At 67.5% G+C, this 26,058-nt stretch carries 28 protein-coding genes; 14 read left to right on the top strand and 14 right to left on the bottom strand.

Going from position 1 to position 26,058, the window contains the following annotated elements; genetic code table 11:
- Window positions 1-1,777: 1,777 nt before the first annotated feature.
- The gene (locus tag ACP7AS_RS06985; RefSeq protein ID WP_426028151.1) at window positions 1,778-2,284 is read left to right on the top strand and encodes a DUF3237 domain-containing protein; all 507 of its coding nucleotides are present in this window, start codon (window positions 1,778-1,780) and stop codon (window positions 2,282-2,284) included.
- On the opposite strand, the gene ACP7AS_RS06990 is transcribed toward ACP7AS_RS06985, so the two are convergent.
- Genes ACP7AS_RS06990 through ACP7AS_RS07000 form a run of 3 tightly spaced genes read right to left on the bottom strand, consistent with a single transcriptional unit; the run spans window position 2,239 to window position 4,846 of the window.
- Entirely contained in the window at window positions 2,239-3,504 is a 1,266-nt protein-coding gene (locus ACP7AS_RS06990) for an NAD(P)/FAD-dependent oxidoreductase (RefSeq protein WP_426028152.1), read from the bottom strand. The two genes, ACP7AS_RS06985 and ACP7AS_RS06990, sit on opposite strands and share 46 nt — an antisense overlap.
- 9 nt (window positions 3,505-3,513) lie before the next feature.
- Window positions 3,514-4,143 carry a maleylacetoacetate isomerase gene (maiA, locus tag ACP7AS_RS06995; protein WP_426028153.1) on the bottom strand — a complete coding sequence of 210 codons (630 nt, stop codon included), beginning with the start codon at window positions 4,141-4,143 and terminating at the stop codon, window positions 3,514-3,516.
- A 10-nt stretch (window positions 4,144-4,153) separates the two neighbouring features.
- The gene (locus ACP7AS_RS07000) at window positions 4,154-4,846 is read right to left on the bottom strand and encodes a fumarylacetoacetate hydrolase family protein (protein ID WP_426028154.1); all 693 of its coding nucleotides are present in this window, start codon (window positions 4,844-4,846) and stop codon (window positions 4,154-4,156) included.
- A gap of 360 nt (window positions 4,847-5,206) precedes the next feature.
- On the opposite strand from ACP7AS_RS07000, the gene ACP7AS_RS07005 reads away from it, so the two are divergent.
- The 4 genes from ACP7AS_RS07005 (at window position 5,207) to ACP7AS_RS07020 (ending at window position 9,548) form a co-directional block, all read left to right on the top strand.
- Window positions 5,207-5,764: a hypothetical protein gene (locus ACP7AS_RS07005; protein ID WP_426028155.1), complete on the top strand. Its 558-nt coding sequence runs from the start codon at window positions 5,207-5,209 to the stop codon at window positions 5,762-5,764.
- A 99-nt stretch (window positions 5,765-5,863) separates the two neighbouring features.
- Window positions 5,864-6,169 carry an SCP2 sterol-binding domain-containing protein gene (locus ACP7AS_RS07010; RefSeq protein WP_426028156.1) on the top strand — a complete coding sequence of 102 codons (306 nt, stop codon included), beginning with the start codon at window positions 5,864-5,866 and terminating at the stop codon, window positions 6,167-6,169.
- Between the two features lie 179 nt (window positions 6,170-6,348).
- Window positions 6,349-7,557 carry an acyl-CoA dehydrogenase family protein gene (locus tag ACP7AS_RS07015; protein WP_426028157.1) on the top strand — a complete coding sequence of 403 codons (1,209 nt, stop codon included), beginning with the start codon at window positions 6,349-6,351 and terminating at the stop codon, window positions 7,555-7,557.
- A gap of 104 nt (window positions 7,558-7,661) precedes the next feature.
- The gene (locus tag ACP7AS_RS07020) at window positions 7,662-9,548 is read left to right on the top strand and encodes an ABCB family ABC transporter ATP-binding protein/permease (protein WP_426028772.1); all 1,887 of its coding nucleotides are present in this window, start codon (window positions 7,662-7,664) and stop codon (window positions 9,546-9,548) included.
- Between the two features lie 13 nt (window positions 9,549-9,561).
- On the opposite strand, the gene ACP7AS_RS07025 is transcribed toward ACP7AS_RS07020, so the two are convergent.
- The 4 genes from ACP7AS_RS07025 to ACP7AS_RS07040 all read right to left on the bottom strand — a co-directional run bounded on the left by ACP7AS_RS07025 (window position 9,562) and on the right by ACP7AS_RS07040 (window position 12,633).
- The gene (locus ACP7AS_RS07025; RefSeq protein WP_426028158.1) at window positions 9,562-9,993 is read right to left on the bottom strand and encodes a chemotaxis protein CheE; all 432 of its coding nucleotides are present in this window, start codon (window positions 9,991-9,993) and stop codon (window positions 9,562-9,564) included.
- Window positions 9,994-10,038: 45 nt separating this feature from the next.
- Window positions 10,039-10,620: a response regulator gene (locus tag ACP7AS_RS07030; RefSeq protein ID WP_426028159.1), complete on the bottom strand. Its 582-nt coding sequence runs from the start codon at window positions 10,618-10,620 to the stop codon at window positions 10,039-10,041.
- A gap of 78 nt (window positions 10,621-10,698) precedes the next feature.
- Window positions 10,699-11,649, bottom strand: coding sequence for an acetyl-CoA carboxylase carboxyltransferase subunit alpha (locus ACP7AS_RS07035; RefSeq protein ID WP_426028160.1), 951 nt, complete (start codon window positions 11,647-11,649; stop codon window positions 10,699-10,701).
- An 84-nt stretch (window positions 11,650-11,733) separates the two neighbouring features.
- Complete coding sequence (locus ACP7AS_RS07040) at window positions 11,734-12,633, bottom strand: tyrosine recombinase (RefSeq protein WP_426028161.1); 900 nt, start codon at window positions 12,631-12,633, stop codon at window positions 11,734-11,736.
- A gap of 83 nt (window positions 12,634-12,716) precedes the next feature.
- Between ACP7AS_RS07040 and ACP7AS_RS07045 the strand changes: the two genes are divergently transcribed.
- Genes ACP7AS_RS07045 through ACP7AS_RS07055 form a run of 3 tightly spaced genes read left to right on the top strand, consistent with a single transcriptional unit; the run spans window position 12,717 to window position 14,997 of the window.
- Window positions 12,717-13,295 carry a shikimate kinase gene (locus tag ACP7AS_RS07045; protein WP_426028773.1) on the top strand — a complete coding sequence of 193 codons (579 nt, stop codon included), beginning with the start codon at window positions 12,717-12,719 and terminating at the stop codon, window positions 13,293-13,295.
- Window positions 13,292-14,398 carry a 3-dehydroquinate synthase gene (aroB, locus tag ACP7AS_RS07050; protein ID WP_426028162.1) on the top strand — a complete coding sequence of 369 codons (1,107 nt, stop codon included), beginning with the start codon at window positions 13,292-13,294 and terminating at the stop codon, window positions 14,396-14,398. The genes ACP7AS_RS07045 and aroB overlap by 4 nt, the downstream gene beginning before the upstream one ends.
- A gap of 11 nt (window positions 14,399-14,409) precedes the next feature.
- Window positions 14,410-14,997: a GNAT family N-acetyltransferase gene (locus ACP7AS_RS07055; RefSeq protein WP_426028163.1), complete on the top strand. Its 588-nt coding sequence runs from the start codon at window positions 14,410-14,412 to the stop codon at window positions 14,995-14,997.
- On the opposite strand, the gene ACP7AS_RS07060 is transcribed toward ACP7AS_RS07055, so the two are convergent.
- Window positions 14,994-15,398: an MliC family protein gene (locus ACP7AS_RS07060; RefSeq protein WP_426028164.1), complete on the bottom strand. Its 405-nt coding sequence runs from the start codon at window positions 15,396-15,398 to the stop codon at window positions 14,994-14,996. The genes ACP7AS_RS07055 and ACP7AS_RS07060 overlap by 4 nt on opposite strands.
- Window positions 15,399-15,437: 39 nt before the next feature.
- Window positions 15,438-15,923 (bottom strand): tRNA adenosine(34) deaminase TadA, encoded by a 486-nt coding sequence (gene tadA / locus ACP7AS_RS07065; protein WP_426028165.1) that lies wholly within the window; start codon window positions 15,921-15,923, stop codon window positions 15,438-15,440.
- On the opposite strand from tadA, the gene ACP7AS_RS07070 reads away from it, so the two are divergent.
- Window positions 15,912-17,369, top strand: coding sequence for a pseudouridine synthase (locus ACP7AS_RS07070; protein WP_426028166.1), 1,458 nt, complete (start codon window positions 15,912-15,914; stop codon window positions 17,367-17,369). The two genes, tadA and ACP7AS_RS07070, sit on opposite strands and share 12 nt — an antisense overlap.
- A gap of 59 nt (window positions 17,370-17,428) precedes the next feature.
- Entirely contained in the window at window positions 17,429-17,575 is a 147-nt protein-coding gene (locus tag ACP7AS_RS07075) for a hypothetical protein (RefSeq protein ID WP_426028167.1), read from the top strand.
- Here ACP7AS_RS07075 and ACP7AS_RS07080 read toward each other — a convergent pair.
- Complete coding sequence (locus ACP7AS_RS07080; protein WP_426028168.1) at window positions 17,530-18,477, bottom strand: CPBP family intramembrane glutamic endopeptidase; 948 nt, start codon at window positions 18,475-18,477, stop codon at window positions 17,530-17,532. The two genes, ACP7AS_RS07075 and ACP7AS_RS07080, sit on opposite strands and share 46 nt — an antisense overlap.
- A 47-nt stretch (window positions 18,478-18,524) precedes the next feature.
- Here ACP7AS_RS07080 and rsmD point away from each other — a divergent pair, with 47 nt between their 5' ends.
- Together rsmD and ACP7AS_RS07090 are read left to right on the top strand one after the other, a co-directional pair.
- Window positions 18,525-19,091: a 16S rRNA (guanine(966)-N(2))-methyltransferase RsmD gene (gene rsmD / locus ACP7AS_RS07085; protein WP_426028169.1), complete on the top strand. Its 567-nt coding sequence runs from the start codon at window positions 18,525-18,527 to the stop codon at window positions 19,089-19,091.
- A 107-nt stretch (window positions 19,092-19,198) separates the two neighbouring features.
- Entirely contained in the window at window positions 19,199-19,813 is a 615-nt protein-coding gene (locus ACP7AS_RS07090) for an SOUL family heme-binding protein (RefSeq protein WP_426028170.1), read from the top strand.
- 61 nt (window positions 19,814-19,874) lie between these two features.
- Here ACP7AS_RS07090 and ACP7AS_RS07095 read toward each other — a convergent pair whose 3' ends face one another.
- The 4 genes from ACP7AS_RS07095 to ACP7AS_RS07110 form a co-directional block, all read right to left on the bottom strand.
- Window positions 19,875-20,150, bottom strand: coding sequence for a YjhX family toxin (locus ACP7AS_RS07095; protein WP_426028171.1), 276 nt, complete (start codon window positions 20,148-20,150; stop codon window positions 19,875-19,877).
- A gap of 158 nt (window positions 20,151-20,308) precedes the next feature.
- Window positions 20,309-22,171 (bottom strand): DNA mismatch repair endonuclease MutL, encoded by a 1,863-nt coding sequence (gene mutL / locus ACP7AS_RS07100; RefSeq protein ID WP_426028172.1) that lies wholly within the window; start codon window positions 22,169-22,171, stop codon window positions 20,309-20,311.
- Window positions 22,172-22,564: 393 nt separating this feature from the next.
- Complete coding sequence (locus ACP7AS_RS07105; protein ID WP_426028173.1) at window positions 22,565-22,813, bottom strand: DUF2164 domain-containing protein; 249 nt, start codon at window positions 22,811-22,813, stop codon at window positions 22,565-22,567.
- 1 nt (window position 22,814) lies between these two features.
- The gene (locus tag ACP7AS_RS07110; protein ID WP_426028174.1) at window positions 22,815-24,701 is read right to left on the bottom strand and encodes an ABC-F family ATP-binding cassette domain-containing protein; all 1,887 of its coding nucleotides are present in this window, start codon (window positions 24,699-24,701) and stop codon (window positions 22,815-22,817) included.
- 182 nt (window positions 24,702-24,883) lie between these two features.
- On the opposite strand from ACP7AS_RS07110, the gene ndk reads away from it, so the two are divergent.
- Both ndk and ACP7AS_RS07120 read left to right on the top strand, forming a co-directional pair.
- Window positions 24,884-25,303 (top strand): nucleoside-diphosphate kinase, encoded by a 420-nt coding sequence (gene ndk / locus ACP7AS_RS07115; protein WP_426028175.1) that lies wholly within the window; start codon window positions 24,884-24,886, stop codon window positions 25,301-25,303.
- A gap of 90 nt (window positions 25,304-25,393) precedes the next feature.
- The gene (locus ACP7AS_RS07120; protein ID WP_426028176.1) at window positions 25,394-26,050 is read left to right on the top strand and encodes a YoaK family protein; all 657 of its coding nucleotides are present in this window, start codon (window positions 25,394-25,396) and stop codon (window positions 26,048-26,050) included.
- Window positions 26,051-26,058: the final 8 nt, after the last annotated feature.

The following is a 26,058-nucleotide window of genomic DNA, read 5'->3' on the forward strand; positions in this document are numbered from 1 at the left end:
GATTACGTCCGCCGGAAACCGGTGGCGCTTAAACGAAATCGACTTCACGATAACCCATCCCCGACAGCGGCTTACGCCGACTTTGCCGGAGACCTTTTAGCGTTTGCCTGACAGCACCGTGGAAAGTGGACCTCGCGGGGCTATGCTGACAGGATGGAAAAACGCCCGCCATCTTCGACAATATCGCGCTGGATCGCTCTGCCGGTCGCCCTGATTATCGCAATCATGCTCGTCAATGTGTCTAACCGACCTTCGTCTGAACGACTTGAGACTGCTCGCCGCGAACTGGCACGGGCAGGGCACACGGGGGCACGGGTCAACAAAGTTCAGTTGCCTAGGAACATGACGCGTTGCGAGGTGAGCCAAGTTCGATCCAACCGGGGATATGCCTACGGTTGGGAAGCGGACGCAGAAACGGGTGTCTTCTGTTTTCCGACCGATGGGCGTCCGACCCGCATCCTCGTCGACCAATAGAACCGCTATGGGTCGAGAGCCGCCGTCGCCTGAGGGTGGAAAACGGACGTTTTCGCGGCTAGCCTTGCCGGATGTCCGAACTGCCGAGATCCGTCGACCAAAAGCTGAGCGACCTAGCCAAGGCGCCTGACGACCACGACCGTCGGAAGACTCAGCCTGTGGAACGCCTGCAATCGAAGCGGAAGCCGCCGACGGCAGTCGGGCCGAAGACAAGACTAACGCTCCGGATCATGGCTTGGGGCTTGGCGATATTCTGGGTGCTTTGGCTCATCCTGGCGTGGTTCGTAGCCCAACCTCACACCATCAGCGACCTCTTCGTCATCCCGTTTTCGGGGGCCGTCGTGTGGATCGGCTATCAGTTCCACAAGATGATCTTGATATGGTCAGTTCAGAAAGCTTCTGCCCGACGATGAGCCGGCAGAAGAACGTCCGCTATGGGTCGGGAGCGGACTGTCGCCTAAGTGCGGGAAGCGGACGTTCGTGAGGGTAGCATCGGCAGCCTTGCGAACGATAAGAAATGACAAGGTCCAGGTCCGCCGCGCTGGAGTTTTTTGACTCCCTAAAAGGGGCTTCAGGCAGTTTCCGCGAACAGTACGCGCCCACAGTACGCGCACGCGCACGCGCGCGAGGGGCAGGGGGGCGTCGTATCCCCAGACCGGGCCGGACCGGACACCGGCGTCATACCTACAGACGCGCATCCGCAGTTTAGAACATGGGGGGCGTCTCGATCCCTGGGCCAACCGAACCCGTGACCGGTGATGGTGTGGAGCGTCATCGCTAACCGGGTTTTCTCGCGCGCGCGAGCGACCGGATCAGGTGCGATTTCAGGTGCCCACTTCCGGACATTCCCGAAAATTGTGGGGGAAAACGTGGGGGGAAATTTATGACAGTCAAAATTAGCGCGTTATTACAAGATGCTGGGAGTTTCATTCCGCTCCCTGCGTCCGCCAGAACCCTCTTAAAAGCGGTTCTGGAACAAATCCTCGCCTGTTTCGGGCAGCAATCACCCTGAATCTGACCCTGAAGTGGAATTGGCCGGGAGCTGTCGCATCCCCACCGCTGGTGCCGTCAGTCCAACGACAACCCAACTCCACTGGGCGCAGGGAGGGCAGGGGGCGCGACGCCTGTCCGGCGAGCTGTCAAAGCAGTGGAACGGGTTGCCGGTTTTGGCCAAGGCCGCGACGCCAGGCAGCCAGCCGGTCAGCGGCCATCAGTTTGGTCTGACAAGGCCGTAGCCGGTCCTTGATCGATAATCATACGTCTGTGTAACTGAACGCCAACCCATAGCGGACGGGGCGACACCATGGATGCCCAAACGGGTGAAACGACGCGGTCGACCGGTCCCGTCTTCACCGTCCATATCAACCTGGGCACGCCGGTCGACATCGGCCCGGTGGAAGGTGGCTTTCGACGTGTCATTCCGATCCTGGGCGGGCGGGTCGAGGGCGAGGGCTTCAACGGACGGGTTCTGGAAAGCGGCGCGGACTGGCAGCTGATCCGGCCGGAGGGATACATCGATCTGGACGCCCGCTATGTGCTGCAGACCGACGAGGGCGGGTTCATCTACATCAGCAACATCGGCCGGCGTCAGCTGACGCCGGAAGCCTGCGCCGATCTGATCGCCGGTTGCCCGGTCGATCAGTCGCGGGCGGTGTCGAGGGGGCTGACCACAATGGAGTCTGGCTCGCCGCGCCTGCGATGGCTGAACACGCAGAAGTTTCGCCCGCGCGGGAAGCGGGGGCCGGCCGGAATCGAGATCGGCTCTTACCGGCTGGAGCCATCCGACGCCGGTGAGCATCCCTGGGCCTGACCGGTCGCACCCTGGCCCACAGCTTTCATCGAGACGGCAGGGTCGGCCAGTCTGGCGACATCCACCGGCGTGCGGCGTCCGATCAACTGCTTTCCGGCCATGAACTCGGGTGGCGCACTGACGGCCTCGACGCAGACGATCCGGTCTCCGTAGAGGTGAAAGACGGCGAACCGGCCGGTCGCGGGGTCGCCGCGAACCACGGTCCGGTCGGCTTCCTGCGGCAGGCCTGCGATCTGCAGCTTGATGTCGTACTGATCCGACCAGAACCAGGGCACTTCGGGGGCCGCCTGGGCCCGACCGACAATGGCGTGGGCGGCCTGACGGGCCTGCTCAAGGGCATTGGGCACGCTCTCAAGCCGCATCGTGCAGCCGTGGGCAGGCACAGGGCGGACCGTGACGTCGCCGATGGCATAGATGGCCGCGTCCGAGGTGCGGGCCATCTCATCCACGATGATGCCGCCGGAGCCCGCCGGGTCGCAGGCCAGACCCGCTGCGCGGGCCAGGCCGTCGTTGGCCAGAGCCCCGACGCCGACGAGGATCACGTCGGCCCCGACGAGGCTGCTGTCCGACAGCCGAACGCCGCCGTCCTCGAAGCCCGCGACCTCGACGTTCAGGCGGATGTCGACGCCAGCCGCGCGATGGCGCTCGGTGAAGAAGGCCGACAGCGGTTCGGACGCGACGCGTTTCAGCACCCGGTCCAGCCGTTCCAGCAGGATGACCTCGGCCCCCAGTCCACGCGCGGACGCTGCTGCCTCCAGCCCGATATAGCCGCCACCCACGATGACCAATCGACAACCGGGGCCAAGCTGCGCCTTCAGCCGCTCCGCATCGGCGATGGTGCGCAGCTCGATCAGGTCGGGTCGATCGGCACCGGGAATTGGCAGGCGGCGACCGGTCGAGCCTGTGGCCAGGATCAGGGCGTCATAGGGCTCGACCGTGCCGTCGGACAGCGTAACGGTGTGGTCTGCCGGCGAGATCGCGTTGGCGACAACGCCGGTCCGGAGATCAATGCCCTGCTCGGCATAGTAGGTGTCAGGGCGAAGCAGCAGGGATTCGAGGTCTGCCTCTCCCTTCAGCCAGGCCTTGGACAGGGGCGGGCGCTGATAGGGGGCGACGGGCTCTGCGCCGATCAGGACGATCTCGCCGGCGAATCCCGAGGCCTTCAACAGGGAGGCGGCCGATCCCCCCGCGTGCCCGGCACCGACGATGACCACCTTCATGAGGCTGCCCTATTCCGCATCCGGTTGCCGGTCGGGGTGGGTCTCGGCGAAGGCGGGAAGGGCGAGGCAGGCGGCCTCGATTGCCGCGAGGCGGGGCCAGCGTAACTCGACGCCGAAGCGGCGGGCGTTCGCCATCTGGGGTACCAGGCAGATGTCGGCGAGGGTGGGCGTATCGCCGAACGCATAGGGCCGCCCCTGACCGGCCACGAGCGTCTCCAGTGCATCGAAGCCACCGCCGATGACGTCCCGGGCCCAGCCGTTGGTGTTGTCCGGTGTCTGGCCGCGCGCCTGAAGGGCCTTCAGCACCCGCAGGTTTTGAACCGGGTGAATGTCGCAGGCGATGACCTGGGCTAAGGCGCGAACCCGGGCGCGCGTGACCGGGTCGGAGGGCAGCAGGGCCGGATCGGGATACTGCTCGTCCAGATATTCGCAGATGGCCAGGGACTGGGTCAGGACCGCACCGTCGTCCAGGATCAGACTCGGCAGCAGCCCCTGCGGATTGACGGCCAGATACCCGGGCGACAGCTGTTCACCCTTGCGCAGGTGCTGATAGCGGTTCTCGACCGTCAAACCCTTGAGATGGAGCGCGATACGGACCCGCCAGGCGGCCGAGGAACGGAAATAGCCATACAGGATCATCGTCAGGGTCTCAGTGGGCGGACGGGCCGACGGTGACCGTGAGCGTGCCCAGCCCGTCGATCGCGCCGATCAGGGTATCGCCCTGAACCACGGGCCCGACCCCTGCCGGTGTCCCTGTGTAGATCAGGTCGCCGGGCTCGAGGCGGTAGAATCTGGACAGGTGGGCGATGATCTCCGGCACTGACCAGATCAGGTCGGCCAGGTCGCCGGTCTGCTTTGTCACGCCATTGACGGTCAGGGTGACGGCCCCCTTCGATTGATCGAACCCGGCGGCCGGATGGATCGGCCCCAGCGGTTTGGACTCCTCGACATTCTTGCCGGCGTCCCAGGGTCGGCCGGCGTCGCGGGCGATGAACTGCAGGTCGCGGCGGGTCATGTCGAGGCCGACGGCGTAACCATAGACGAGGTCCAGGGCGTCTGCCTCGGAGACCTCACGGCCCGACTTGCCGATGGCGATGACCAGCTCGATCTCGTGCTGATAGTCCTTGGTCGCCTGGGGATAGGCGATGATGCTGCCGTCCGGCACGACGGTCTCGGCCCAGCTGGTGAAGAAGAAGGGCGGTTCGCGGTCGGGATCCTTGCCCATTTCACGGGCGTGGGCGGCATAGTTGCGGCCGATGCAGAACAGGCGACGGACAGGAAAACTCTCGCCCGTCGTCGTCGGGGCGAGGACCGGGGGCGTCGGCTGGAAGGTCAAGGTCACGCGTTTTCTTCCCTGAAGATGGTCAGCTTGTCCTCGCCGGCCTGTTCTTCGTCAAGATGTCGGGCACCGCGCTCGGCCCGGCGGCGGCGACGGTCGCCCCCTGCGAAGGGTTTGGGGCCGTCGACGTTCTGATCTCAGCCTTCCCCTTCCCGAAATCGCTCTCCTCCCGAGCCCATCGCCCCTTGCCTGAAGAGCTTTGGCGGCACGGCCCGCGCCTTCGTTGGGCGAAACACATCGCGTGTGATTTGAACCGGACGGAGTCTGGGGGGTTGCGTCGTCGAAGCCTCAGTCCGGTGTCCGATGTCTCCCGATCCCCGCCTTCCCGATACTGTCCGGCGAATTCTCCAGGGTGTCACGCCCGTGCATCTGGCTGCCGTCGCCGCGGTCGTCGTCGCCGCGATCGGCTTGATGGCGCTCAAATTCGTCAGTCTTCCGGGGCCCGCTCCGGTGGCGGCAGGGGAGGGACTGAAGATCGAGGTGGTGGCGCCGGTCGAGCCCGCGCCGGTCCCCGGTTCAGTCATGGAGGTGGGCGACCTGGTTGACGGCTTCCACTACGTCCGGCCGGCGCCCGCCGAAAGGGTACCGGCCTATGACGTGGCATGGGCGGAAGACGAAGCCGCGCCGGTTGAGCCGCGGCGGCGCGAAACCGGGGTCCGGCGGTATGCGTCATCGGACGCCGGCCCGGGTCAGGTTCCAGAGCCCGAATCGCTCGGAGAGCGCGGGCGCCGCTGGTTCGGTTTCGACAACCCCCGCCCGGACCATGCCGCCGAGCGCCGCGCCCGGCAGGCGCGGATGGAGGCCCTCGAGGATCAAAGGCGCGCCGATTTCGAGAGCCGCCGCCGTTATCGTTCAGACCCGGCCGTGGAACGCCCGGTCGATGAGGCGACCGACGGTCCCTACGGCCCCGAGGTCGGCTGAAACGTCGCAGCGATGCGCGTCAACTTGACCCGAGGTGATCTTGGCACGCGGCCCCGCGCGGTCTAGGTCGATGGCTCAACGTTTTTCAGGGAGACACCCATGGCCGATCTGGCTCAAGTCACCGAACACATCCGCGGCGCCGTGGGCGACAACTCCGGTCTGGGCAAGACCGTGAAGATCGATCTCGGCGATGCCGGCATGATCTTCATCGACGGTGCGTCCGTGCCGAACACCGTCACCAATGACGACAAGCCCGCCGACGCCACGGTTTCGATGTCGTGGGATGACTTCATGGCCCTGTCGGACGGCAAGCTGGATCCGATGATGGCCTTCATGCAGGGCAAGCTGAAGATTGCTGGCGACATGATGATCGCCCAGAAGCTGGCACCGCTGCTGAAGCGCTAGAACACACGCAAGAAATCCCTCCCCCTCCGGGGGAGGGTGTCTGACGCGCAGCGGCAGACGGGTGGGGAGGGCGCGGCGCGACAGACTCCGTCGCCGCCTCGCCGAGCCGCCCCCACCCCGTCTTCGCTTCGCGAAGGCGACCCTCCCCCGGAGGGGGAGGGAGAACAGAGGAGGCTCCCATGGAATTCCGCCACAGCGACAGGGCCCTGCACTGGCAGGATCGGGTGCGCCGTTTCCTCGACGACCACGTCATACCGCGCGAGGAAGAATACCGCGCCCAGGTCCATGAGGATCACACCCGCCAGCCCCCCGCCATGGAAGAGATGAAGGCCCAGGCGCGCGAGGCCGGCCTGTGGAACATGTTCCTGCCCGGCGATCACGGCGCGGGCCTGACCAATATGGAATATGCGCCCCTCGCCGAACTGATGGGGCGTCACCTGTGGTCGGCCGAGGTGTTCAACTGCAACGCCCCGGACACCGGCAATATGGAAGTGCTCCATATGTACGGGAACGCCGACCAGCAGGCGAAATGGCTCAAGCCGCTGATGGCCGGCGAAATCCGCTCGGCCTTCCTGATGACCGAGCCCGAGGTGGCCTCGTCGGACGCTACCAACATCCAGACCCGGATCGTGCGCGACGGCGACCATTATGTGATCAATGGCCGCAAATGGTGGTCGACCAACATGGGCCACCCCAACGTCGCGGTGACCATCGTCATGGGCAAGACCGACCCGGACGCCGCCACCCACGCCCAGCAGTCGCAGATCATCGTCCCGACCGACGCCCCCGGCTTCCGCGTCGAGCGGATGCTGTCGGTGTTCGGCTATGACGAGCGTCCGATCGGCCACGCCGAGGTCGTGCTGGAAAACGTCCGCGTTCCGGTCGAAAACCTGATCGCCGGCGAGGGCCGGGGCTTCGAGATCGCGCAAGGGCGCCTCGGGCCCGGCCGTATCCACCACTGCATGCGTGTGATCGGCGTGGCCGAGCGGGCGCTGGAACTGATGACGCAGCGGCTGCTGTCGCGCACCGCCTTCAAAAAGGCCCTGGCCGAGCATTCGGTCTGGGAACAGCGCATCGGCGAGGCTCGCACGAATATCGAGATGTGCCGCCTGCTGGTGCTGAAGGCGGCCTGGCTGATGGACGAGGCGGGAGCCAAGAACGCCAAGTCCGAGATCGCCCAGATCAAGGTCGCCGCCCCGCGCATGGCACTTCAGGTCATCGACGACGCCATCCAGGCCTTTGGCGGTGCCGGCGTCTCGGCCGACACGCCGCTGGCCGAGATGTATGCCATGGTCCGCACCCTGCGCATCGCCGACGGCCCCGACGAGGTCCACAACCGCACCGTGGCCCGGCTGGAATACGCCAAATACGGCGGTCGCGGCGGCTAGGGGCGTCCGTCTGCTCCCTGTCGGCGAAGCCGACAGGGAGCAGACAATGACCGTCTCAACCCTTTGCGCTGCGGCGCGGGCAGTCCATATCTCCGCCCATGGCGATGCACGGTGAACGGTCCGGACGACGAGGCGATTCAGTGGCGAAGGCGGCGCAGGCCGGACCGGTCGCCGAACGGCCCGATGGACCGCCGACCTGGCAGGCCCTGGGCGACCTGGTCCGACTGGTCGGTCGCTCCAACGCGCCGCAGCTGAGACTGCGTCTGGTCGCGGCGATCGCCATGACCCTGGCCGGCAAGGGTCTGGGTGTGATGGCACCGCTGGTGCTCGGCGCGGCGGTGAATCACCTGGCCGCCGGGCAGGGGCCAGAGGCGGCCATCGGGCTGGGTTTCGCCGGTTTCGCGGTGGGCTGGGCTCTTGTGCGACTGCTGTCGGCCATCGCGCCCAACGCCTCCGATGTGGTCTTCGCCCCCGTCCGGTCCGCGGCCCAGCGCGCGGCGGCGACCGAGACCTTTGCCCATGCGCTGAGCCTGTCGCTGGACTTTCACCAGACCAAACGCTCGGGCTCGCTGTCGCGGACGATGGACAGGGGCGCGCGCTCGGTCGACTTCCTGATGCGCATTCTCGCCTTCAACCTGGTCCCGACCGGGGTCGAGCTGGTGCTGGCGGCCGGCGTGCTGGCAGGCAAATACGACTGGCGCTTCGGGGCCGTGGCCGTCGGCGTCGTGGCCATCTACGCCGCCTCGACCTTCGCCCTGTCCAACTGGCGGCTGGAGCACCGGCGCGAGATGAACGCCGCCGACACCGAAGCTGCAGGGGTCTCGGTCGACGCCCTGCTCAACTATGAGACGGTCAAGTCGTTCGGGGCCGAGGCCCGGGCGGCACGCACCTATGACAATGCGCTGGGCGACTACACCCGGGCGGCCCTGAAGGCGAACAGCTCGCTGGCGCTTCTGAACGTCATGCAGGCCGTGATCATGAACGTCGGCCTGGGGATCATGGCGGTGATGGCGGGGTTCGAGGCGGCGGCCGGTCGTATGGGGCCCGGCGATGTGACCGCCGCGGTGCTGATCATGATCTCCCTCTACGCGCCGCTGAACATCCTCGGCTTTGCCTATCGCGAAATCCGCCAGTCCTTCATCGACATGGAAGAGATGCTCAAGGTGACGCGGCAGACGCCGCAGGTGGCCGATGCGCCCAATGCCACGCCGCTTCCGCGTCCGGTCGATGCCAAGGGGGCCTCGCTGGCGTTCGACCAGGTTGGCTTCCGCCACGACGCCCGCGCCAACGGCCTGGAGGACGTCAGCTTTTACGCCCCGCCGGGCACGACGACGGCGCTGGTCGGGCCCTCGGGCTCCGGCAAGTCGACCATCGTCAAACTGGCCTTGCGCCTGCTCGACCCCCAGGAGGGCCGGGTGCTGATCGACGGCCTGGATGCGCGTCAGGTGACGCAGGAGTCCTTGCGCGCGGCGGTCGCCCTGGTGCCGCAGGATGTGGCGCTGTTCAATGACACCATTCGCGCCAATATCGGCTTTGCCCGGCCCGACGCCGATGAGGCGGCGATCTGGGCGGCGGCGGAGGCGGCGGAACTGTCCAGCTTCATCCGCGAGTTGCCGGACGGCATGGCGACCAAGGTCGGCGAGCGTGGGCTCAAACTGTCGGGGGGCGAACGCCAGAGGGTCGGCATCGCCCGGGCCTTGCTGGCCGATCCCTGCGTCCTGATTCTCGACGAGGCGACCAGCGCGCTCGACAGCCGCACCGAGGCCGCGATCCAGAAGACGCTGCGCCGCGCCCGGACAGGCCGCACCACCCTGGTGGTCGCCCACCGTCTCTCGACCATCGCCGATGCAGACCAGATCCTGGTGCTGAAGGCGGGCCGGATTGTCGAGCGGGGGGCTCATCACGAACTGGTGGCACGCCAGGGCGGGGAATACGCCGCGCTGTGGCGCAAACAGACGCGTGGCGCGAAGACCGACCGGCCGCCGGCCTGAGCCGGCACCGAGCTCAGGCCGTGGGCGGTTGCAGCTTGCGGTCGGCCACGCTCTTCAGGCTGTCGAGCACCGTGTTGCGTGCCGCTGTCTCTTCAAGCGGGAGCATTTGAAGCAGGTGGAGTGTGCGGGCGTGGACGGTGACGATGCGCCAATCGAACAGCTGATCGGGCCGGGCGCTGTCGATCAGGTCGCACAGGCCACTGGCGGCCTGACACAGGTCGACGAGCTCGAACGGGCTCGCCGCATCAATCACACCGTTGGCCGCGCGGTACGCCTCGTTGAGCTGTAAGCCCTGCTCGCTCAGGTTTGCGGGCGGCAGAACCGATTCCAGCACCGCGATCTGGACGTCGATAACCGTCATCGCCTCGGCGCGTTTGGCTTCGATGTTGGCTCGCGCCTGGGCCAGGGCCGCCCCGATGCTGACGCCGCCGGGCGCGTCGATCATCTTGGCCAGCCGTGATTTTGTGCGGGCGTGAGTGATAACAGCCATTCAAATATCGTCTTTACCGCCGGCCCGAGCAGCCTGTTCTGCGGCGAAGGCCGCGTTGCGAATTTCGGCCACGCGCCGCTCCTCGGCGGGTGGGCCGTGTTCACGAACCCGGCGGTCCGGCCCAAAATAGTCCCCGACCTCGAGGAAGGGACGCGTATCCCGGGCCACCCAGACGATTCGTTCGAGCAGGGTCGCGGCGCTGAACGGCTTTGTGACCACAAAGTTCGCGCCACAGTCGCGCGCCTCGGTGAGCTTGGAGCGGCGCACGTGGGCTGCCGTCATGATGACGGGTGTCATGGCGTTGCCCTTGCCTGTACGTCTCAGCCAGCGGACGAGCTCGTAGCCATCGACGCTGGGCATTTCACAATCCACAACCATAAAGTCGATGGGTTGGTCGCTCAGGATTTCCATGGCCTCCGCGGCGCTCTGGCAGGTGTGGCTGATCCGGATGCCGAATCCCCGGAGGGCCTGACACATCAGGTCGAGTCCGAAGGATGAGTCATCCACCACCATTGCCGAGGCGGTGGTCAGGTTGATGACCGCCGTGTCTCGCAGTGACTCGCCAACGTCGATCAAACCCACGCCCTCACGAGAGGCTTGCACGCAGGCAATCACTCTCGTGTAAGGCCTAGTACCTCAAAGTAGAATGAGTGGTTAACGCTAGCTTGCGCGACCGATGGCGTAAAAGCGGTCTGCGCGCGCCTTGCGGATCTGGTCCGGAGTCATGCCGGACAGGGCCTTCAGCTCCTCGGCCAGCACATCGCCGACCGTGGCGATCGCCGCGGCGCGATCAGCATGCGCGCCGCCGACAGGCTCCGGAATGATCCGGTCAATGATCTTCAGCGCCAGCAGGTCGGGGGCCGTGATCTTCATGGCCATGGCGGCGTCGCGGGCACGGGCACCGTCACGCCACAGGATGCCTGCCGCGCCTTCCGGGGAAATCACCGAATAGATGGAATGCTCCAGCATCAGCACGCGCCCGGCGGCGGCTATGGCGATGGCTCCGCCCGAGCCGCCTTCTCCGGTGATGGTGGCGATCGAGGGCACGCCGAGGGTCAGGCAGCGCTCGGTCGAACGGGCGATAGCCTCGGCCTGACCGCGCTCTTCGGCACCGAGGCCGGGATAGGCCCCCGCGGTGTCGACGAAGGTCAGGACCGGCAGGCCATACTGCTCCGCCAGATCCATCAGACGGACCGCCTTGCGGTAGCCCTCGGGCCGCGCCATGCCGAAATTGTGCACGACACGGGTCTGGGTGTCATAGCCCTTTTCGTGGCCCATCAGGACAACGGGCGCGCCGCGGAACCGGGCCAGTCCGCCCAGGATGGCCTGATCGTCGCCGAACTGGCGGTCGCCTTTCAGCTCGACGAAATCGGTAAACAGGCCTTCGACGTAGTCGACGAGATGCGGCCGCTGCGGATGGCGCGCGACCTGCGTCTTCATCCACGGGTCGAGGCTGGCATAGGTTTTCCGGCGCAGCTGTTCGGCCTTCTTGCGCAGGCCCTCGACCTCGGCGTCGAACGAGCCGGAGGTCGAGGAGAGCAGATTCAGCTCCTCGATCTTCGCCTCCAGATCGGCGATCGGCTTTTCAAACTCGAGGTAGTGCACGGCCATCAGGCGTCCGTAACAGGCGCGCCATCTGGCGCATCGGAAGGCGGCGGAAACTAGTCAGGTCAACGCCGGTGAGCAAGGGAGGGTTCAGTCGTCTCGCGCAAGGGGGTGTTTGCTCAGCACAATCTGCGCCAGCCGGTCGGTGGCGACGTGGGTGTATATCTGTGTTGTGGCGATGTCCGCATGTCCCAGCAGGGTCTGGACGACCCGCAGGTCGGCCCCCCCGTCCAGCAGATGGGTGGCGAAGGCGTGGCGCAGGACGTGGGGACTGACTCGCGCCGGATCTATCCCTGCGCCCACGGCTGCCTGATCCAGCAGCTGGGCGAAGCGACGCGGGGTCAGATGACCCTTGGCCGACGAAGAGGGGAACAGCCACGGGCTGTCCGGCACCTTTTCCGGACGGGCGGCGTCGCGAGCGATGAGCCAGGTCTTCACTGCCTCACGCGCCGGGGTGTTCAGCGGAGCCAGTCGTTCCTTGCCGCCCTTGCCGCGCACGATCAGCCACGCCGGATCCCGGCGCACCGCTTCAAGGCGCAGGCCCAGCAGTTCCGACACGCGAAGGCCCGAGGCATAGGCCAGTTCCACCAGCGCCACCAGGCGCAGACCAGCCGCTCCGTCGTGCGCCGCAGCGGCGGCCAGAAGCCGCTCGATCTCATCCCCGCTCAGGACCCGCGGCAGGCTGCGGCCCTGTTTCGGCGCGTCGAGCCGTCGCGAGGGATCGTCGGCACGCCAGCCCTCGCCGAGAGCGAAACGGTAGAACTGCCGTACGGCCGACCGCCGACGCGCTTGGGTCGCCGGCGACAGGCCGAGCCTTGCCAGACCGGCGTACCAGGCCTCGAGTCCCGCCTCGTCGCCCTTCATCAGGCCGCCCTCGACCCCGGCCTCGGCGTCGGCCAGATCGCGGCCATAGGCGGACAGGGTGTGGGGCGAGGCGTCACGTTCGACGGCCATCATCTCCAGAAAGGCTTCGATCTGCGGTGTGCTCATGCGTCGCAACGCTTTGCGACGGCGGCGCTTGGTGTAGAGGATGAGGCCGTCATGCCGTGCCTGTCCGCGCCCCGTCCGTCGAAATGCCGCCCCCCGCGAGGCCGCGCGTGAGCCATGCCGTGGCGATTCCCGTCCATGAACGCACCATAGCCCTGGTCGGGCTGATGGGGGTGGGCAAATCGACAGTGGGGCGGCGGCTGGCCCGCCGGCTCGGCCTGCCGTTCGCCGACGGCGACGTCGAGATCGAGGCGGCGGCGGGCATGACCGTGTCCGAAATCTTCGCCCGGCTCGGCGAGGCCGAGTTCCGCGCCGGCGAGGCCCGGGTGATGAAGCGGCTGCTGGACGGCCCCCGAATGGTGCTGGCGACGGGCGGCGGCGCGATCCTGAACGCAGAGACCCGGGCGGCCCTGCAGGCCCGGGCCGTCACAGTGTGGATGCGCGCCGATCTGAAGACGGTCTCCGAGCGGGTGCAGCGTCGTGACACGCGTCCCCTGCTGCGAGGCCGCGATCCTCTGCAGGCGCTGACCGCCATGGCCGAGGTGCGCTATCCCTTCTACGCCCTCGCCGACGTGACCGTGGACGTCGCGACCGGAGCCCACGGCGAGGCGGTGGAGGGCATCGTCAAGGCGCTCAGGACCGTCGGCGTGGAGACCGCAGCATGACGACCACCCTGCCGGTCACGGGCGACCGCTTCAAACCCTATGACGTTGTCGTCGGCCGGGGCTTGCTGGCGGAACTGGGGACCCGCGTCGCCCCGCTGGTCCGGGGTCGCACCGTGATCATCACCGACGAGACCGTGGCCTTGCTGCATGGCCCGGCCGCCCTGGCGTCGCTGCAGGCCGGTGGCGTCCGCGCCCGGCTGCTGACCGTTCCGCCAGGCGAGAATTCGAAATCGTTCGCCGAGCTGGAGCGGGTGATCGACCGCCTGCTGGATTTCGGTCTGGACCGGCGCGACCTGGTCATCGCCCTCGGCGGGGGCGTGGTCGGTGATCTGGCCGGTCTGGCGGCGGCGCTCTACATGCGCGGTATCGACGTGGTGCAGGTTCCGACGACCCTTCTGGCCCAGGTCGATTCCTCGGTCGGCGGCAAGACGGCGATCGACACCCCGCGCGGCAAGAACCTGGTCGGGGCCTTTCACCAGCCGCGGCTGGTCGTGGCCGACATCGACCTGCTGGCCACCCTGCCGGAACGCCAGATTCGCTCGGGCTGGGCCGAGGTGCTGAAGCACGGTCTGATCTGCGACGCGGCCTTCTTCGACTGGCTGGCAGGCGAGGGGGCAGTCGGTTCCCTCGGCGACCCCGCTGCCCTGACCCGGGCGGTGGTGCGGTCGGTCGAGATCAAGAGCGCCATCGTCGGCGAGGACGAGAAGGAGGCGGGGCGTCGTGCCCTGCTGAATCTGGGCCACACCTTCGGTCATGCCATCGAGGCGGAACTGGGCTTTGACGAGGATGCGCTGACCCATGGAGAGGCCGTGGCGCTCGGCTGCGCCCTGGCTTTCCGTTATTCGGCCGCGATCAACCTGTGTGCCACGGCTGACGCTGACCGGGTCAGCGCCGTCCTCGCCGCGGCCGGACTGCCGACCCGGCTAGACCAGGCCGGTGCCTTGAGCGCGGTTGGTCTGCTGGCGCGGATGGCCGGAGACAAAAAGGCCGAGGGCGGGCGGCTGACGCTGATCCTGGCCCGCGCGATCGGCGACGCCCTTGTCGACAAGGCGGTGGATCGCGACGCCGTGCTCGACTTCCTCAGGTCCGAGGGCGCGGCTTGAGCCTGTCACGCATGACCGTCGGCGTCCGGCCGCTCGAGAACCGGTTTGTCCGACTGGAGCCCTTTACGCCAGCGCTGGAGGCCGAGGTTCGCGTGGCTCTGGATTGTGACCCGGCCTCCTGGGACATCATGGTCGGTGCCGGCTATGGCCCGCATTTCGATGGCTGGTGGCGCAGCGCGCTGACCGCGATGGAGCAAGGAACATGCATGGCGTGGGCCGTTCGACAGCTGTCCGATGGAGCGGTCGTGGGCACGACGAGCCTGTACGAGATCAAGCCGGACTATCGTCGCTGCGAGGTCGGCGCGACCTTCTACCGGCCCGAGGTCCGGGGCGGAGCGGTCAATCCATCCTGTAAACGCCTGTTGCTGGGTCATGCCTTTGAGGCCGGCGCGGTGCGGGTCGAAGTCCTGACGGACGCCATCAATCCCGCCAGCCAGGCTGCCATCCGCAAACTGGGCGCGCGCGACGAAGGGGTGCTGCGCAAGCACAAGATCACCTTCAGGGGCCGCATCCGCGATACGGCCCAGTTCGCCATCCTCGATGAAAACTGGCCAGACGTGCGGGCGCGGCTGGACGCCCGGCTGGCGGTGTTGGCCTAGTCGACTGCGCGGCAGTCGGTCGGTTCGCGTCCGTCCGACGTCCAAGTGGCCATCACGCCCTTGCCACGCAGCTCATAGCCTGAGGCCCGGTACCAGATGCCGTCCGCGGCGCGTTCCTGGAACAGATCGACGGCCTCGCCGCTGGAATTGCGAACCGTCGCCATCTGGCGTGGGTTGTCGAAATCGACCGACAACCGTTCGCTGTTGTTGCACAGATAGACGGTGCGGATGACGCGGTTCATGGCCCGGTCCTGGGCTTCGGCTCCCGTCCGGCGACGCGCGGTCTGGGCTTCCTGGGCTCGCACACGCACTGAATCCCCGTCCGTCGGCGCGTCCTTGGGCTTCTGTCCGCAGGCGGTGAGGGAGAGACAGGCGACGACGGCCACAGCCAGGAACTTCATGCGGACTCTCAAACAAGCGGGGCCGCAGGGCCCTGCCCACTAACGTGCGTCGGGTGCCGCCGTTCCTTTGCGCCGGGCGCGGAAGAAGCTCCGTAACAGCGCACCGCCTTCCTCCGCCAGCATCCCGCCTGCGACATTTGGCTTCCAGTGACAGGTGGCCTGCTCGAAGAAGCGCGGTCCGTGCGCCACGGCACCGCCCTTGGGATCGTCCGCGCCCCACACCACCCGGCCGATGCGTGCATGGCTGATGGCCCCGGCGCACATGGCGCAGGGCTCGAGCGTCACATAGAGGGTCAGGCCGGTCAGACGATAATTTTCCAGCTTCGCCCCCGCGGCCCGTAACGCCACGATTTCTGCATGGGCGGTCGGGTCATGCGCGCCGATGGGGCCGTTTCGCCCCTCGGCGACGACCTCGCCGGTCGATTCGTCGACGATCACGCAGCCCACGGGAGTCTCTCCCGCGTCCGCCGCCGCTTGCGCACACGCCAAGGCCATGTGCATGAACCGCTCATCATGGCCAGCCATCCCCGAGACAACGACAAGAAGCCGCGCCCGCGTCAAGACGACAGCCGCGACGCCCCCCGCAAACCCTACGTCAAGCGCGTTGAGGGCGGCGAGGACCGCGGACCGCCCAAAGGCGGCAAACCCTTTGGCAAACCGGGCGGAAAGCCTTTCGCCAGGGACGGCAAGCCCGCGCCCAAGGCCGATGAGGCCCCCAAACGCAGCGAACGCGTGGCCAAGGCCATGGCCCGCGCTGGCATCGCCTCGCGCCGCGAGGTCGAACGCCTGATCGGCCTCGGCAAGGTCGCGGTGAACGGCAAGATCCTCGACACGCCCGCCGTGCTGGTCACGCGCGACGATGTCATCACCGTCGACGGCAAGCCGATCGGCTCGGCCCAGGCCACCCGCGTCTGGCGCTACAACAAGCCCGCCGGTCTGATGACCTCGCACAATGACCCTCAGGGCCGGCCCACGGTGTTCGACGCCCTGCCCAGCGGCCTGCCGCGCGTCATCTCGGTCGGGCGCCTCGACCTCAACACCGAAGGCCTGCTGCTGCTGACCAATGACGGTGAGCTGAGCCGGGCGCTGGAACTGCCCACGACCGAACTGGTGCGCCAGTACCGGGCCCGTGCCCGGGGCCGCGTCAGCCAGTTGCAGCTTGATTCGCTGAAGGAGGGCGTCACCGTCGACGGCATCCGCTACGGCCCGATCGAGGCTACCCTCGACAAGGCCAAGGAGAGCGAGGGCAATGCCCCCGCCAATCTGTGGATCAGCGTCTCGATCACCGAGGGCAAGAACCGTGAAGTCCGCAAGGTGCTGGAGCACCTCGGCCTGACCGTGAACCGCCTCATCCGCCTGGCCTATGGCCCGTTCCAGCTGGGCACCCTGCCGACCGGCTCGATCGAGGAGGTTGGTCCCCGGGTCATCCGCGAACTGCTGGCCGAACATGTCCGGCCCGAGAACCTGCCGACCGGCAACACCGTCTCGACCCCGGCTCCCGTGCCCGGACGCCGTACTTCGGCCCCGATCAACAAGGGCGCTTCGGGTTCGGCCATGTCCGATCCCTCGCGCAAGCCCAGCCGCACCCGTGCCGCCGGAGCCGCCGCTGACGCCGCCGCCGAACGGGCCGCCCGTCCGCCCAAGAAGGCCGGCTGGGCCAAGACCGCGCCGCGGTTCGAGCATCCCAAGAAGAGCTTCACCCCTCGCGCCCGCCCCGAGGGGGCCGAACCGGCATCGGGCGAGCGCCCGAAACGCGTCTTCAAGCCGCGCGAGGATCAGTTCATCGACAAGCCGCGCAGCTTCAGCGGCAAGCCGGCGGGGGCGTCCGACGGGGCCAAACGCCCGTTCAAGCCGCGTGAGGGCGGAGCCGGGCGCAGCGATGCTGCCGGCGCGCCGTTCAAGCCGCGGGGTGGTGGCTCGCGCAGCAATCCCCCCGGTGGCAGGCCGGGCGCGCCGCGCAAGCCGCGCTGAGTGCCTCTGGTTGACGGCGACGCCCGCACCGCCTGATCCAGGCGACGGGGGACACCGCCATGTCGATGGAACTGCTGGAGGACAGGGGCGGCGAACGCGACTATGCGCTCGAGCGGCTGATCATGCTGTCAGACGGCGTGTTCGCCAGCCTCACGGCGGCTCAGGCGGCGGCCCGCGCCGGTAGACGGGGCGGGCCTTTGACGTAGCGGTTGGCGAGCCGCTCGATCATGACGACCATGACCACGGCTGACAGGACTTCTGGCGCCAGCTCAGTCCACGCCGCGTCGCGGCTGGTTCCAGCTTCGGAGAATGGCTGCCAGAACAGGGCGATGACAAGGTTGTTGGCCAGATGGGCGCCGATGGCGAACTCCAGCCCGCCAAGACGCAACGCCGCCCAGGTCCATACGGCGCCCGACACGGCCCGCGCCACGAAGGCGACCGGATCGGGATCCAGGTGGATGGCCGAGAATATCAACCCGTTGATCAGGCACAAGACCAGCGGATGCCGCGTGATCAATCCTGTCAGGCGCAGCAGCACGCCGCGGCACACCACTTCCTCAGCCGCGGCCGCCACCAGCAGACCGCCAACCATGACCAACACATAGGTCAGCCGCGTTCGGTCCAGATATTGGGCATCCAGGATCGGCGGGGCCCATTCGCTGCCCATCGCCAGATAGATCGGGACCGAGGTCACCGAAATGCAGACCATGGTCAGGAAGCCGGTCCCCAGATGCTGGACGTCGAATCGCCGGCCGGGCCAGAGGAAGTCCGTCAGCGGCCTGCGGTAGGTCATCGCGGCGGCCGCCAGGATGCCGAAGGCGAGAGCGCCCAGGATCAGGGCGAACAACGCTACCTGGAAGCTCTCATTGATCAGGCGGAGCGGGCTGTCCGGCAATGGGCCGAGGTCCCCCACCTGATCGCGCATCCCGGGTATTCCGCTGATCGCAACGCCCACTGAGAACACCATCACCGTCATCAGCATGGCCGCCAGCGCCACGAAGCTGGCGACCCTCCGCCAGGGATGGGTGACGACAAATCGAGCGGTGAGCGTGGACTCCGCCGCCGCGGCAAGGGCGAGGTCGAGCTGGGGGCGGCGCGAGTGAACCATGACGCGAACGTTGCATTCGCGGCGCGTTCCGGTCCAGAGGCTTCCGCATGAGAATTGTCGCGGGAAGCTTGAAGGGCCGGGCCATCGTGGTGCCGGAGGGGCAGGGCACGCGCCCGACCTCCGACCGGGCGCGGCAGGCGATCTTCAACGTGCTGGAACACGCGGCCTGGGCAGAGCCGCTGGAGGACATGCGCGTCATGGACCTGTTCGCCGGATCGGGGGCCCTGGGGTTTGAGGCGATCAGCCGGGGCGCGGCCTTCGCCCTGTTTGTCGAGACCGACGAGGACGCCCGGGGGGCCATCCGCGAGAATGCCGACGCCTGGGGCCTGATGGGCCGGACGCGGGTACACCGCCGCAGTGCGACGGACCTCGGCGCGCGTCCCGGCTCGGACGGCGAGGCGTTCGATCTGGCCTTTCTCGACCCGCCCTATCGCAAGGGTCTGGGCGAACAGGCGTTGGCCCGGCTTCTGGATGGAAACTGGCTGAAACCGGGCGCTGTCGTCGTTTTCGAGCGCGGGTCGGACGAGCCGGAGATCGATACTCCGGGCTATGAGCGGCTGGATGCGCGCGACTATGGCGCGGCGCGGGTGCTGTTTCTCAGGGTCTCCGCCTGAGCAACGGCTGCGACACCAGCGCGTTGGATGGGTCTGGCCAAGGCCGTCGGTTGCGCCGACAATGCGGCTTCGAGAGTGGCCGCAGTCGGCTGCTGCAGGGGTCCCGGATGAAACGCCTCATACTGGCCCTGCTGATCATCCTCATGGCGGCAGGAACACCCGCCATGGCGACCGAGGAACCCGTCTTCACCCTGGTCCTGAAGGACGGGGCGTTCGAGATCCGCGACTATGTGCCGACGGTCGTGGCCGAGGTGACGGTGTCCGGCAGCCAGGAACGCGCCTCAAACCAGGGCTTCCGGATCCTCGCGGGCTATATCTTCGGGGGTAACACCCGACGTCAATCCATCGCCATGACGGCCCCCGTGGCCCAGCGACGGGTCAGCGAGACCATCGCCATGACGGCCCCGGTGAGCCAGACAGCCTCGGGAACGGGCTGGACCGTCCGCTTCACCATGCCGGCCGCCTGGACGATGCAGACCCTGCCGCAGCCGAACGACGCCCGGATCACCCTGCGTCCGGAGCCGGGACAGAGGATGGCCGTGATCCGCTTCTCGGGCATCGCCGACGCCCGTCAGGTCGAGCGGCACAGCCGGGCGCTCGAGGGCCAGTTGCGGACGCGCGGCCTGCGCGCCTCGGGGCCGATCAGCATGGCCCAGTATGACCCGCCCTGGACCCTGTGGTTCCTGCGCCGGAACGAGGTCATGGTGCCGATCGCGCGCTGACGGCTGCGGTTCCTGATCGGACGCGCGCGGACGGGGTCCGCGCGCGTCCTTTGTCAGGCTGCTACCAGCGACGGGCCGAGACCCGGTTGTCGAGCTGACTGCGCATCAGGGCCAGACCGTCGCGGTTGACCCGGTATGGGCCTCGGTCAATGGAAGCGATGAGGCCCTTGTTCTTCAGTCTCTTCCACACCGACAAATTGCAGTCGGTCAGCAGGAAGCCATCGCGGGTGAAGCAGTCGGCGCGCAGAATCCGCCTGTCGGCGTCGCGTTCGAGGACGATCGCGCCGCCCTGCGCCAAGGCGTGCAGCGTTCGCTGCTCCGCTCGGGAGATGTTCATTTGGGGAATGTCCGAAAGGCGTGAAAGGACACGTCGGCGCAATCACGCCGGCGAGCGGTTCAGAGGCTCATCACAGTCAGCGCCGTGGAGGCCTCAGGCCTTGCGCGCAATCTCGGACATAGGCTTCCCGGCGGGGCAAATCCCCGCATGTTGGCATTTTAGCGCCTTCCGAACAGCTTTTCCAGGTCGGCCAGTTTCAGTTCGACATAGGTGGGGCGGCCGTGGTTGCACTGGCCGGAGTGGGGGGTGACCTCCATCTCGCGCAGCAGGGCGTTCATTTCGGGCGCGGACAGCACCCGACCCGCCCGCACCGAGCCGTGGCAGGCCATGGTGCCGCAGACCTCACCCAGACGCTCGGACAGGGCCAGGGCGGCCCCGTGTTCGACCAGGTCGTCGGCGATGTCGCGGATGAGGCCCTGGACATCGGTGTCGCCGAGCAGGGCCGGGGTTTCACGCACCAGCACGGCCCCGACGCCGAACGGTTCGACGATTAGGCCCAGTTCGGCCAGTTCATCGATACGGGCCGAGACGCGTTCGGCCTCGGCCGGGTCCAGTTCGACCACCTCGGGGGTCAGCAGGGCCTGACGCGTCACCGATCCGCGCGCCATCTGCCCCTTCATCCGCTCATAGACGAGGCGCTCGTGAGCGGCGTGCTGGTCGACCACGACGAGGCCGTCGCGGGTCTGGGCGACGATATAGGTGCCGTGCAGCTGGGCCCGGGCGGCCCCGAGCGGATAGTCGATCAGATCGGGCGCGGCCGGGGCGGCGTCGGCGAGCCAGCTGTCCGGCGATGAGGGCTGGGAACCGGGTTCAACGCGTGCCGACCGCTCATTGAGGCCGGGGATGAGCTGGGCGTGGGCGCTGGCCGGGGCGGCCCAGCCCTGCCAGCCGCTCCAGCCCTGGGCCGATGGCGAGGACGGGCTCCAGGCGGGGGTCGGGCCGACACCCGTATGCGGCCGGAAGCCCGCCAGCGCCTCGGCGGCGACGGTGGTGGAGGCGCGGTGGCCGGCGGCGGCGAGCGCGTGTCTCAGGGCCCCGACGATCAGGCCACGCACCAGGGCCGGATCGCGGAACCGCACCTCGGCCTTGGCCGGGTGGACGTTGACGTCGACGTAGAGCGGGTCGATCTCGAGGAACAGCACCGCCGCCGGATGGCGGTCGCGGGCGAGGAAGTCGGCATAGGCCCCGCGCAACGCCCCTTGCAGCAGCCGGTCCTTCACCGGACGGCCGTTGACGAACAGATACTGGTGTCCGGCGTTGCCGCGCGAATAGGTCGGCAGGCCCGCGTATCCCGTCAGCCGAACATTGTCGCGGGCCTGATCGATGAGCAGGGCATTGGTCTCGAAATCGCGGCCGAGCAGGGCCGCCAGCCGCTTCAGCCGCCCGACGTCGCCGGGATGTTCGGCGGGCAGGCGCAGGGTGGTCTTGCCGTCGAGGTCGAGGGTGAAGGCCACGTCCTCATGCGCCATGGCCTGACGCTTGATCTCTTCCGAGATGGCCATGGCCTCGGACCGCTCGGACTTCATGAATTTGAGCCGGGCCGGGGTGGCGTAGAACAGGTCGCGGACCTCGACGCGGGCCCCGTGCGGGCCGGGGAAGCCGGCGGGGGCCACAGGCTTCTGGTCGCCGCCCTCGACCGTGATCTGATGCGCGTCGCCGCCCTCGCGCGGGCGGCTGGTGATGGTCAGCCGCGCGACCGAACCGATCGACGGCAGGGCCTCGCCGCGGAAGCCGAGGGTCGAGATACGCAGCAGGTCGACGTCGCCGGCGTCGTCGGCCTCCAGCTTGGAGGTGGCGTGGCGTTCGACGGCGAGGGCCAGCTGGTCCGCCGCCATGCCGTGCCCGTCGTCGGCGATCAGGATGCGGGTCAGGCCCCCGCCGTCGGCCTGGACCTCGATCCGGGTCGCGCCCGCGTCGAGCGCATTCTCGACCAGCTCCTTGATGGCGCTGGCCGGGCGTTCGACCACCTCGCCGGCGGCGATGCGGTTGACGGTTTCAGGAGGGAGGCGGCGGATGAGCATGGATTTGGAAGTATGCCGCTTTCCGTCATCCGGAAGTAGAGAAACGGCGGATAATTCGTACACATCGGACTCTGGCGGCGCTCTCCCCGCGAGGGGACGAAGGGGAGTGTTGCACGGGGGCTTGATGCGGCTGGGAAATGACGCTGCTTGTTCCTGCCAGAGCAGGAAGAACAACAGGTTAGTTGAGGGAAGTCGTCGGGCCGGGAGGGAATCTCCAGCATTGAAAACACCGTGCATCCCCGCGAAGGCGGGGACCCAGGTTTGAACTGCAACGAAACTGGCTGAACGGACCAATGCTCACCCCGACACCGGCGGTGAGGTTAAAGCCGGGATCCCCGCCTTCGCGGGGATGCACGGATCGGAGAGGGCGTGGATCCCCCGGCTTTGCGCCGCCTATTTCGGGCCTGCGCGCTCCAGACCGTAGATGGCCTCCGCGATGTCCTCGACCTTGGCCGTCACCACGGCCTGGGCGTCATAAAGGCCGCGATTGTAGAAAAAGGGGCCGATCTCGCGGCCGAGGAAGTCCAGCAGCATTTCGGCGGGCAGGGCAGCGAGCTCTGTTTCCAGTTCATCGCGAAAATAGACGCGCAGTTTCGCGACGATGTCCGCGGTCTCCTCACGGCTGAAGGTGATCGACTTCATCTCAGCTGACCTCAGCCAACGCTTCCTCCGCCGCGACCCAGGCGGCTTCCGCCGCGTCCAGATCAGCCTGCGTCTTCGCCCGCGCCCGCGTCAGGCCTTCCAGCGCCTTGGGGTTGCTGACCGAGGCATTGGCCATGTCGTCGTCGATGCGGGCGATATCCGCCGTCAACTGGGCCATCCGCTCTTCGGCCTTCTTGACCGCATGACGCAGGGTTGAAGGCGAAGGGCCTGATTTCTTGTCGTTCTTCTTGCCCTTGTTGTTGGACACGGATGCTGCGGCGACCGCCTCATCCTTGACCTGGCTCGGCTTGACCGCCGCCTGTTTGGCCCGGTCGAGCACGAATTTCGCATAGTCGTCCATGTCGCCCTCATAGGGCTTCACCGTACCGTCGGCGGCGAGCCACAGGCGGTCGGCGACCATCTCCATCAGCGAGCGGTCGTGGGTGATCAGGATGACCGCACCGGAATAGTCGTTCAGCGCGTCGAGCAGGGCCCGGCGGCTGTCGATGTCGAGGTGGTTGGTTGGTTCGTCGAGGATCAGGACGTGGGGCGCATCCATCGCCACCTGGTTGAGCAGCAGGCGCGCACGCTCGCCGCCGGACAGGCTGGCGACCGTGGTCTCCTGCTTCTCATAGCCCAGACCCCATTGCGCCAGTTTCGAGCGGCGGGCGCTCTCGGGCGCGTCCGGGATGGCGCGGCGGATGATCTCCAGCGGCGTGTCGGTCGGGTCCATGGCCTCGATCTGGTGCTGGTGGAACCAGCCGACCCGCATCTTGCGGTCGCGGTGCAGTTCGCCCTCTGAGACGTTGAGGGCGCCGGCGATCATCTTGGCGAAGGTCGACTTGCCCGCGCCGTTGACGCCCAGCAGGCCGATGCGGTCGTCCAGATCCATGCGCAGGTTGAGATTGCGCAGGATGGGACGGCCGGTCTCATAGCCGACATTGGCCCGCTCCAGCCGGATCAGCGGCGGCGCCAGCGGGCGCGGCGGCGACGGCAGGATGAAGGGGGCGACGCGTTCCTCGATGGTCGTGGCCACCGGCTGCATCTTGGCCAGTCGCTTCATGCGCGACTGGGCCTGGGCGGCCTTGGAGGCCTTGGCCTTGAAGCGGTCGACGAAGGCCTGGAGGTGGGCGCGCTCGGCGTCCTGCTTGGCCTTGGCCGACATCTGCAGCCGGGCCTTTTCGGCGCGGGCCTTTTCGAACTGGTCGTAGTTGCCCGTGTAGAGGGTCAGATTGCGGTTCGCGAGGTGCAGGATGTGGGTGCAGACCTCGTTCAGCATCTCGCGGTCGTGGGAGATGATCAGGGCCGTGTGCGGGTATTTCTTGAGCCGCGCCTCGAGCCAGAGCGCGCCTTCCAGATCGAGATAGTTGGTCGGCTCGTCGAGCAGCAGCATGTCCGGCTCGGCGAACAGCGCCGCGGCCAGGGCCACGCGCATGCGCCAGCCGCCCGAGTACTCCGACATCGGCCGCAACTGGTTGTCATGGTCGAAGCCGAGGCCGACGAGAATTTCGGCGGCGCGGGCGGGGGCGGCGTCGGCGTCGATCTCGATCAGCCGGGTCCAGATCTCGCCCATCTCCTCGGGCTCGGCGGTTTCCAGCCGGCCCAGCAGGCTGTGACGCTCCTCGTCGGCTTCGAGGATGGTCTCGAGCACGCTGACCGGCGTGGCGGGATGTTCCTGATCGACCGAGCCGATGCGGGCGGTCTTGGGCAGGCTGATCTCGTCGCCACCCGCGGCCAGTTCGCCGAGGATCAGCTTGAACAGGGTCGATTTGCCGATGCCGTTGCGGCCGACCAGCCCGACCTTGGCCCCGGGCGGCAGGGAGACGGAGGCGTCCTCGAGGAATTTGCGGCCCCAGGCGTTGAAGGTCAGGTCGGTGATCTGAAGCATGGCGAAGACGAGGGTCCGATGGGCGAGGGCAGCCCCCCGACCGGCGGTGAGCGACAGGACAGAACGGGATCGTCCCTCAAGCAGCGAGCGGCCGCGCCGCGAGCTTCAGGGACGCCTTGGAAAGGGCGGAGGGCGCGTCTATAAGCCCGCGACCTTCAATCTCCCAACAAGAAGTCACTCCCATGACCGAACGCACCTTCTCGATCCTCAAGCCCGACGCCACGCGCCGCAACCTGACGGGCGCCATCAACGCCGTGATCGAGGCCGCCGGCCTGCGTATCGTCGCCCAGCGCCGCGTGCACCTGACCGACGCGCAAGCCAAGAAATTCTACGAAGTCCACGCCGAACGCCCCTTCTACGGCGAGCTGGTCGGCCAGATGACCGCCGAACCGGTCGTCGTCCAGGTGCTGGAAGGCCCGAACGCCGTCGCCGCCTATCGCGAAGTCATGGGTGCCACCAACCCGAAGGACGCCGCTGACGGGACCATCCGCAAGCAATTCGCCCTGTCGATCGGCGAGAACTCGGTCCACGGTTCGGACTCCATCGAGAACGCCGGCATCGAGATCGCCCAGTTCTTCACGGACGATCAGATCGTCGGCTGATCCACGCGAAAGCGTTGGACCTGCTGCGGCCGGATCGGAAACGATCCGGCCGTCGTCGTATCTGGACCCTTTAATGCGGAGGCCATGCCCATGAAGGACTATCGGCATCGCGATGTGGCCTTGGCCGCCGGCCTGTCGGCGCTGGCCGGTTATGTGGATGCGATCGGCTTTCTGACGCTGGGCGGTTTCTTCGTCTCGTTCATGAGCGGCAACTCCACGCGGTTCGGTGTCGCGTTGGCCATGGGCCACTGGGACCTGGCCGCGAGGGCGCTGGGGCTGATCGGCCTGTTCGTGGTGGGCGTGGTGCTGGGGTCGACGGCGGCGCGTCGGGCAGGCGAGGAAAGAAAGTCTGTCGTTCTGGGGCTTGAGGCCGTGCTGCTGGCCATGGGCGCCGGCCTGCTGTCGGCCGGTCGGCCGTTGGCGGGCATGATCCCCGTGGTGCTGGCCATGGGGGTCGAGAATACGGTGTTCCAGAAGGGCGGGGATGTGCGGGTGGGCCTGACCTATATGACCGGCACCCTGGTCAGGGTGGGGCAGCGGATCGCGACGGCCCTGCATGGCGGCGCGCGCTGGGACTGGGTCCCGTTCCTGCTGCTGTGGATCGGACTGGCGGCGGGCGGAGCCCTGGGCGCGCTGATGTTCCTGAGGCTGGGCGTCACCGCCCTGTGGGTCGCGGCGGCGGTCGTGGCCGCGCTGGCGCTGTTGAGCCTGCTGGATGAGCGCCGGCTTCCCCAAGCCGAGCACTGAACATCAGA

Origin of the sequence: Brevundimonas sp. TWP2-3-4b2 (assembly GCF_049897345.1) — a bacterium.
In the GTDB taxonomy this organism is placed as follows: domain Bacteria; phylum Pseudomonadota; class Alphaproteobacteria; order Caulobacterales; family Caulobacteraceae; genus Brevundimonas.

Bases quoted from the DNA above. Each gene is read 5' to 3' on its own strand.
- ACP7AS_RS06985 (WP_426028151.1), top strand. From the start codon at position 1,778: ATGGATGCCCAAACGGGTGAAACGACGCGGTCGACCGGTCCCGTCTTC.
- ACP7AS_RS06990 (WP_426028152.1), bottom strand. From the start codon at position 3,504: ATGAAGGTGGTCATCGTCGGTGCCGGGCACGCGGGGGGATCGGCCGCC.
- maiA (WP_426028153.1), bottom strand. From the start codon at position 4,143: ATGATCCTGTATGGCTATTTCCGTTCCTCGGCCGCCTGGCGGGTCCGT.
- ACP7AS_RS07010 (WP_426028156.1), top strand. From the start codon at position 5,864: ATGGCCGATCTGGCTCAAGTCACCGAACACATCCGCGGCGCCGTGGGC.
- ACP7AS_RS07015 (WP_426028157.1), top strand. From the start codon at position 6,349: ATGGAATTCCGCCACAGCGACAGGGCCCTGCACTGGCAGGATCGGGTG.
- ACP7AS_RS07020 (WP_426028772.1), top strand. From the start codon at position 7,662: ATGCACGGTGAACGGTCCGGACGACGAGGCGATTCAGTGGCGAAGGCG.
- ACP7AS_RS07025 (WP_426028158.1), bottom strand. From the start codon at position 9,993: ATGATCGACGCGCCCGGCGGCGTCAGCATCGGGGCGGCCCTGGCCCAG.
- ACP7AS_RS07035 (WP_426028160.1), bottom strand. From the start codon at position 11,649: ATGGCCGTGCACTACCTCGAGTTTGAAAAGCCGATCGCCGATCTGGAG.
- ACP7AS_RS07040 (WP_426028161.1), bottom strand. From the start codon at position 12,633: ATGAGCACACCGCAGATCGAAGCCTTTCTGGAGATGATGGCCGTCGAA.
- ACP7AS_RS07045 (WP_426028773.1), top strand. From the start codon at position 12,717: ATGCCGCCCCCCGCGAGGCCGCGCGTGAGCCATGCCGTGGCGATTCCC.
- aroB (WP_426028162.1), top strand. From the start codon at position 13,292: ATGACGACCACCCTGCCGGTCACGGGCGACCGCTTCAAACCCTATGAC.
- ACP7AS_RS07055 (WP_426028163.1), top strand. From the start codon at position 14,410: ATGACCGTCGGCGTCCGGCCGCTCGAGAACCGGTTTGTCCGACTGGAG.
- ACP7AS_RS07060 (WP_426028164.1), bottom strand. From the start codon at position 15,398: ATGAAGTTCCTGGCTGTGGCCGTCGTCGCCTGTCTCTCCCTCACCGCC.
- ACP7AS_RS07070 (WP_426028166.1), top strand. From the start codon at position 15,912: ATGGCCAGCCATCCCCGAGACAACGACAAGAAGCCGCGCCCGCGTCAA.
- tadA (WP_426028165.1), bottom strand. From the start codon at position 15,923: ATGGCTGGCCATGATGAGCGGTTCATGCACATGGCCTTGGCGTGTGCG.
- ACP7AS_RS07075 (WP_426028167.1), top strand. From the start codon at position 17,429: ATGTCGATGGAACTGCTGGAGGACAGGGGCGGCGAACGCGACTATGCG.
- ACP7AS_RS07080 (WP_426028168.1), bottom strand. From the start codon at position 18,477: ATGGTTCACTCGCGCCGCCCCCAGCTCGACCTCGCCCTTGCCGCGGCG.
- rsmD (WP_426028169.1), top strand. From the start codon at position 18,525: ATGAGAATTGTCGCGGGAAGCTTGAAGGGCCGGGCCATCGTGGTGCCG.
- ACP7AS_RS07090 (WP_426028170.1), top strand. From the start codon at position 19,199: ATGAAACGCCTCATACTGGCCCTGCTGATCATCCTCATGGCGGCAGGA.
- ACP7AS_RS07095 (WP_426028171.1), bottom strand. From the start codon at position 20,150: ATGAACATCTCCCGAGCGGAGCAGCGAACGCTGCACGCCTTGGCGCAG.
- mutL (WP_426028172.1), bottom strand. From the start codon at position 22,171: ATGCTCATCCGCCGCCTCCCTCCTGAAACCGTCAACCGCATCGCCGCC.
- ACP7AS_RS07105 (WP_426028173.1), bottom strand. From the start codon at position 22,813: ATGAAGTCGATCACCTTCAGCCGTGAGGAGACCGCGGACATCGTCGCG.
- ACP7AS_RS07110 (WP_426028174.1), bottom strand. From the start codon at position 24,701: ATGCTTCAGATCACCGACCTGACCTTCAACGCCTGGGGCCGCAAATTC.
- ndk (WP_426028175.1), top strand. From the start codon at position 24,884: ATGACCGAACGCACCTTCTCGATCCTCAAGCCCGACGCCACGCGCCGC.
- ACP7AS_RS07120 (WP_426028176.1), top strand. From the start codon at position 25,394: ATGAAGGACTATCGGCATCGCGATGTGGCCTTGGCCGCCGGCCTGTCG.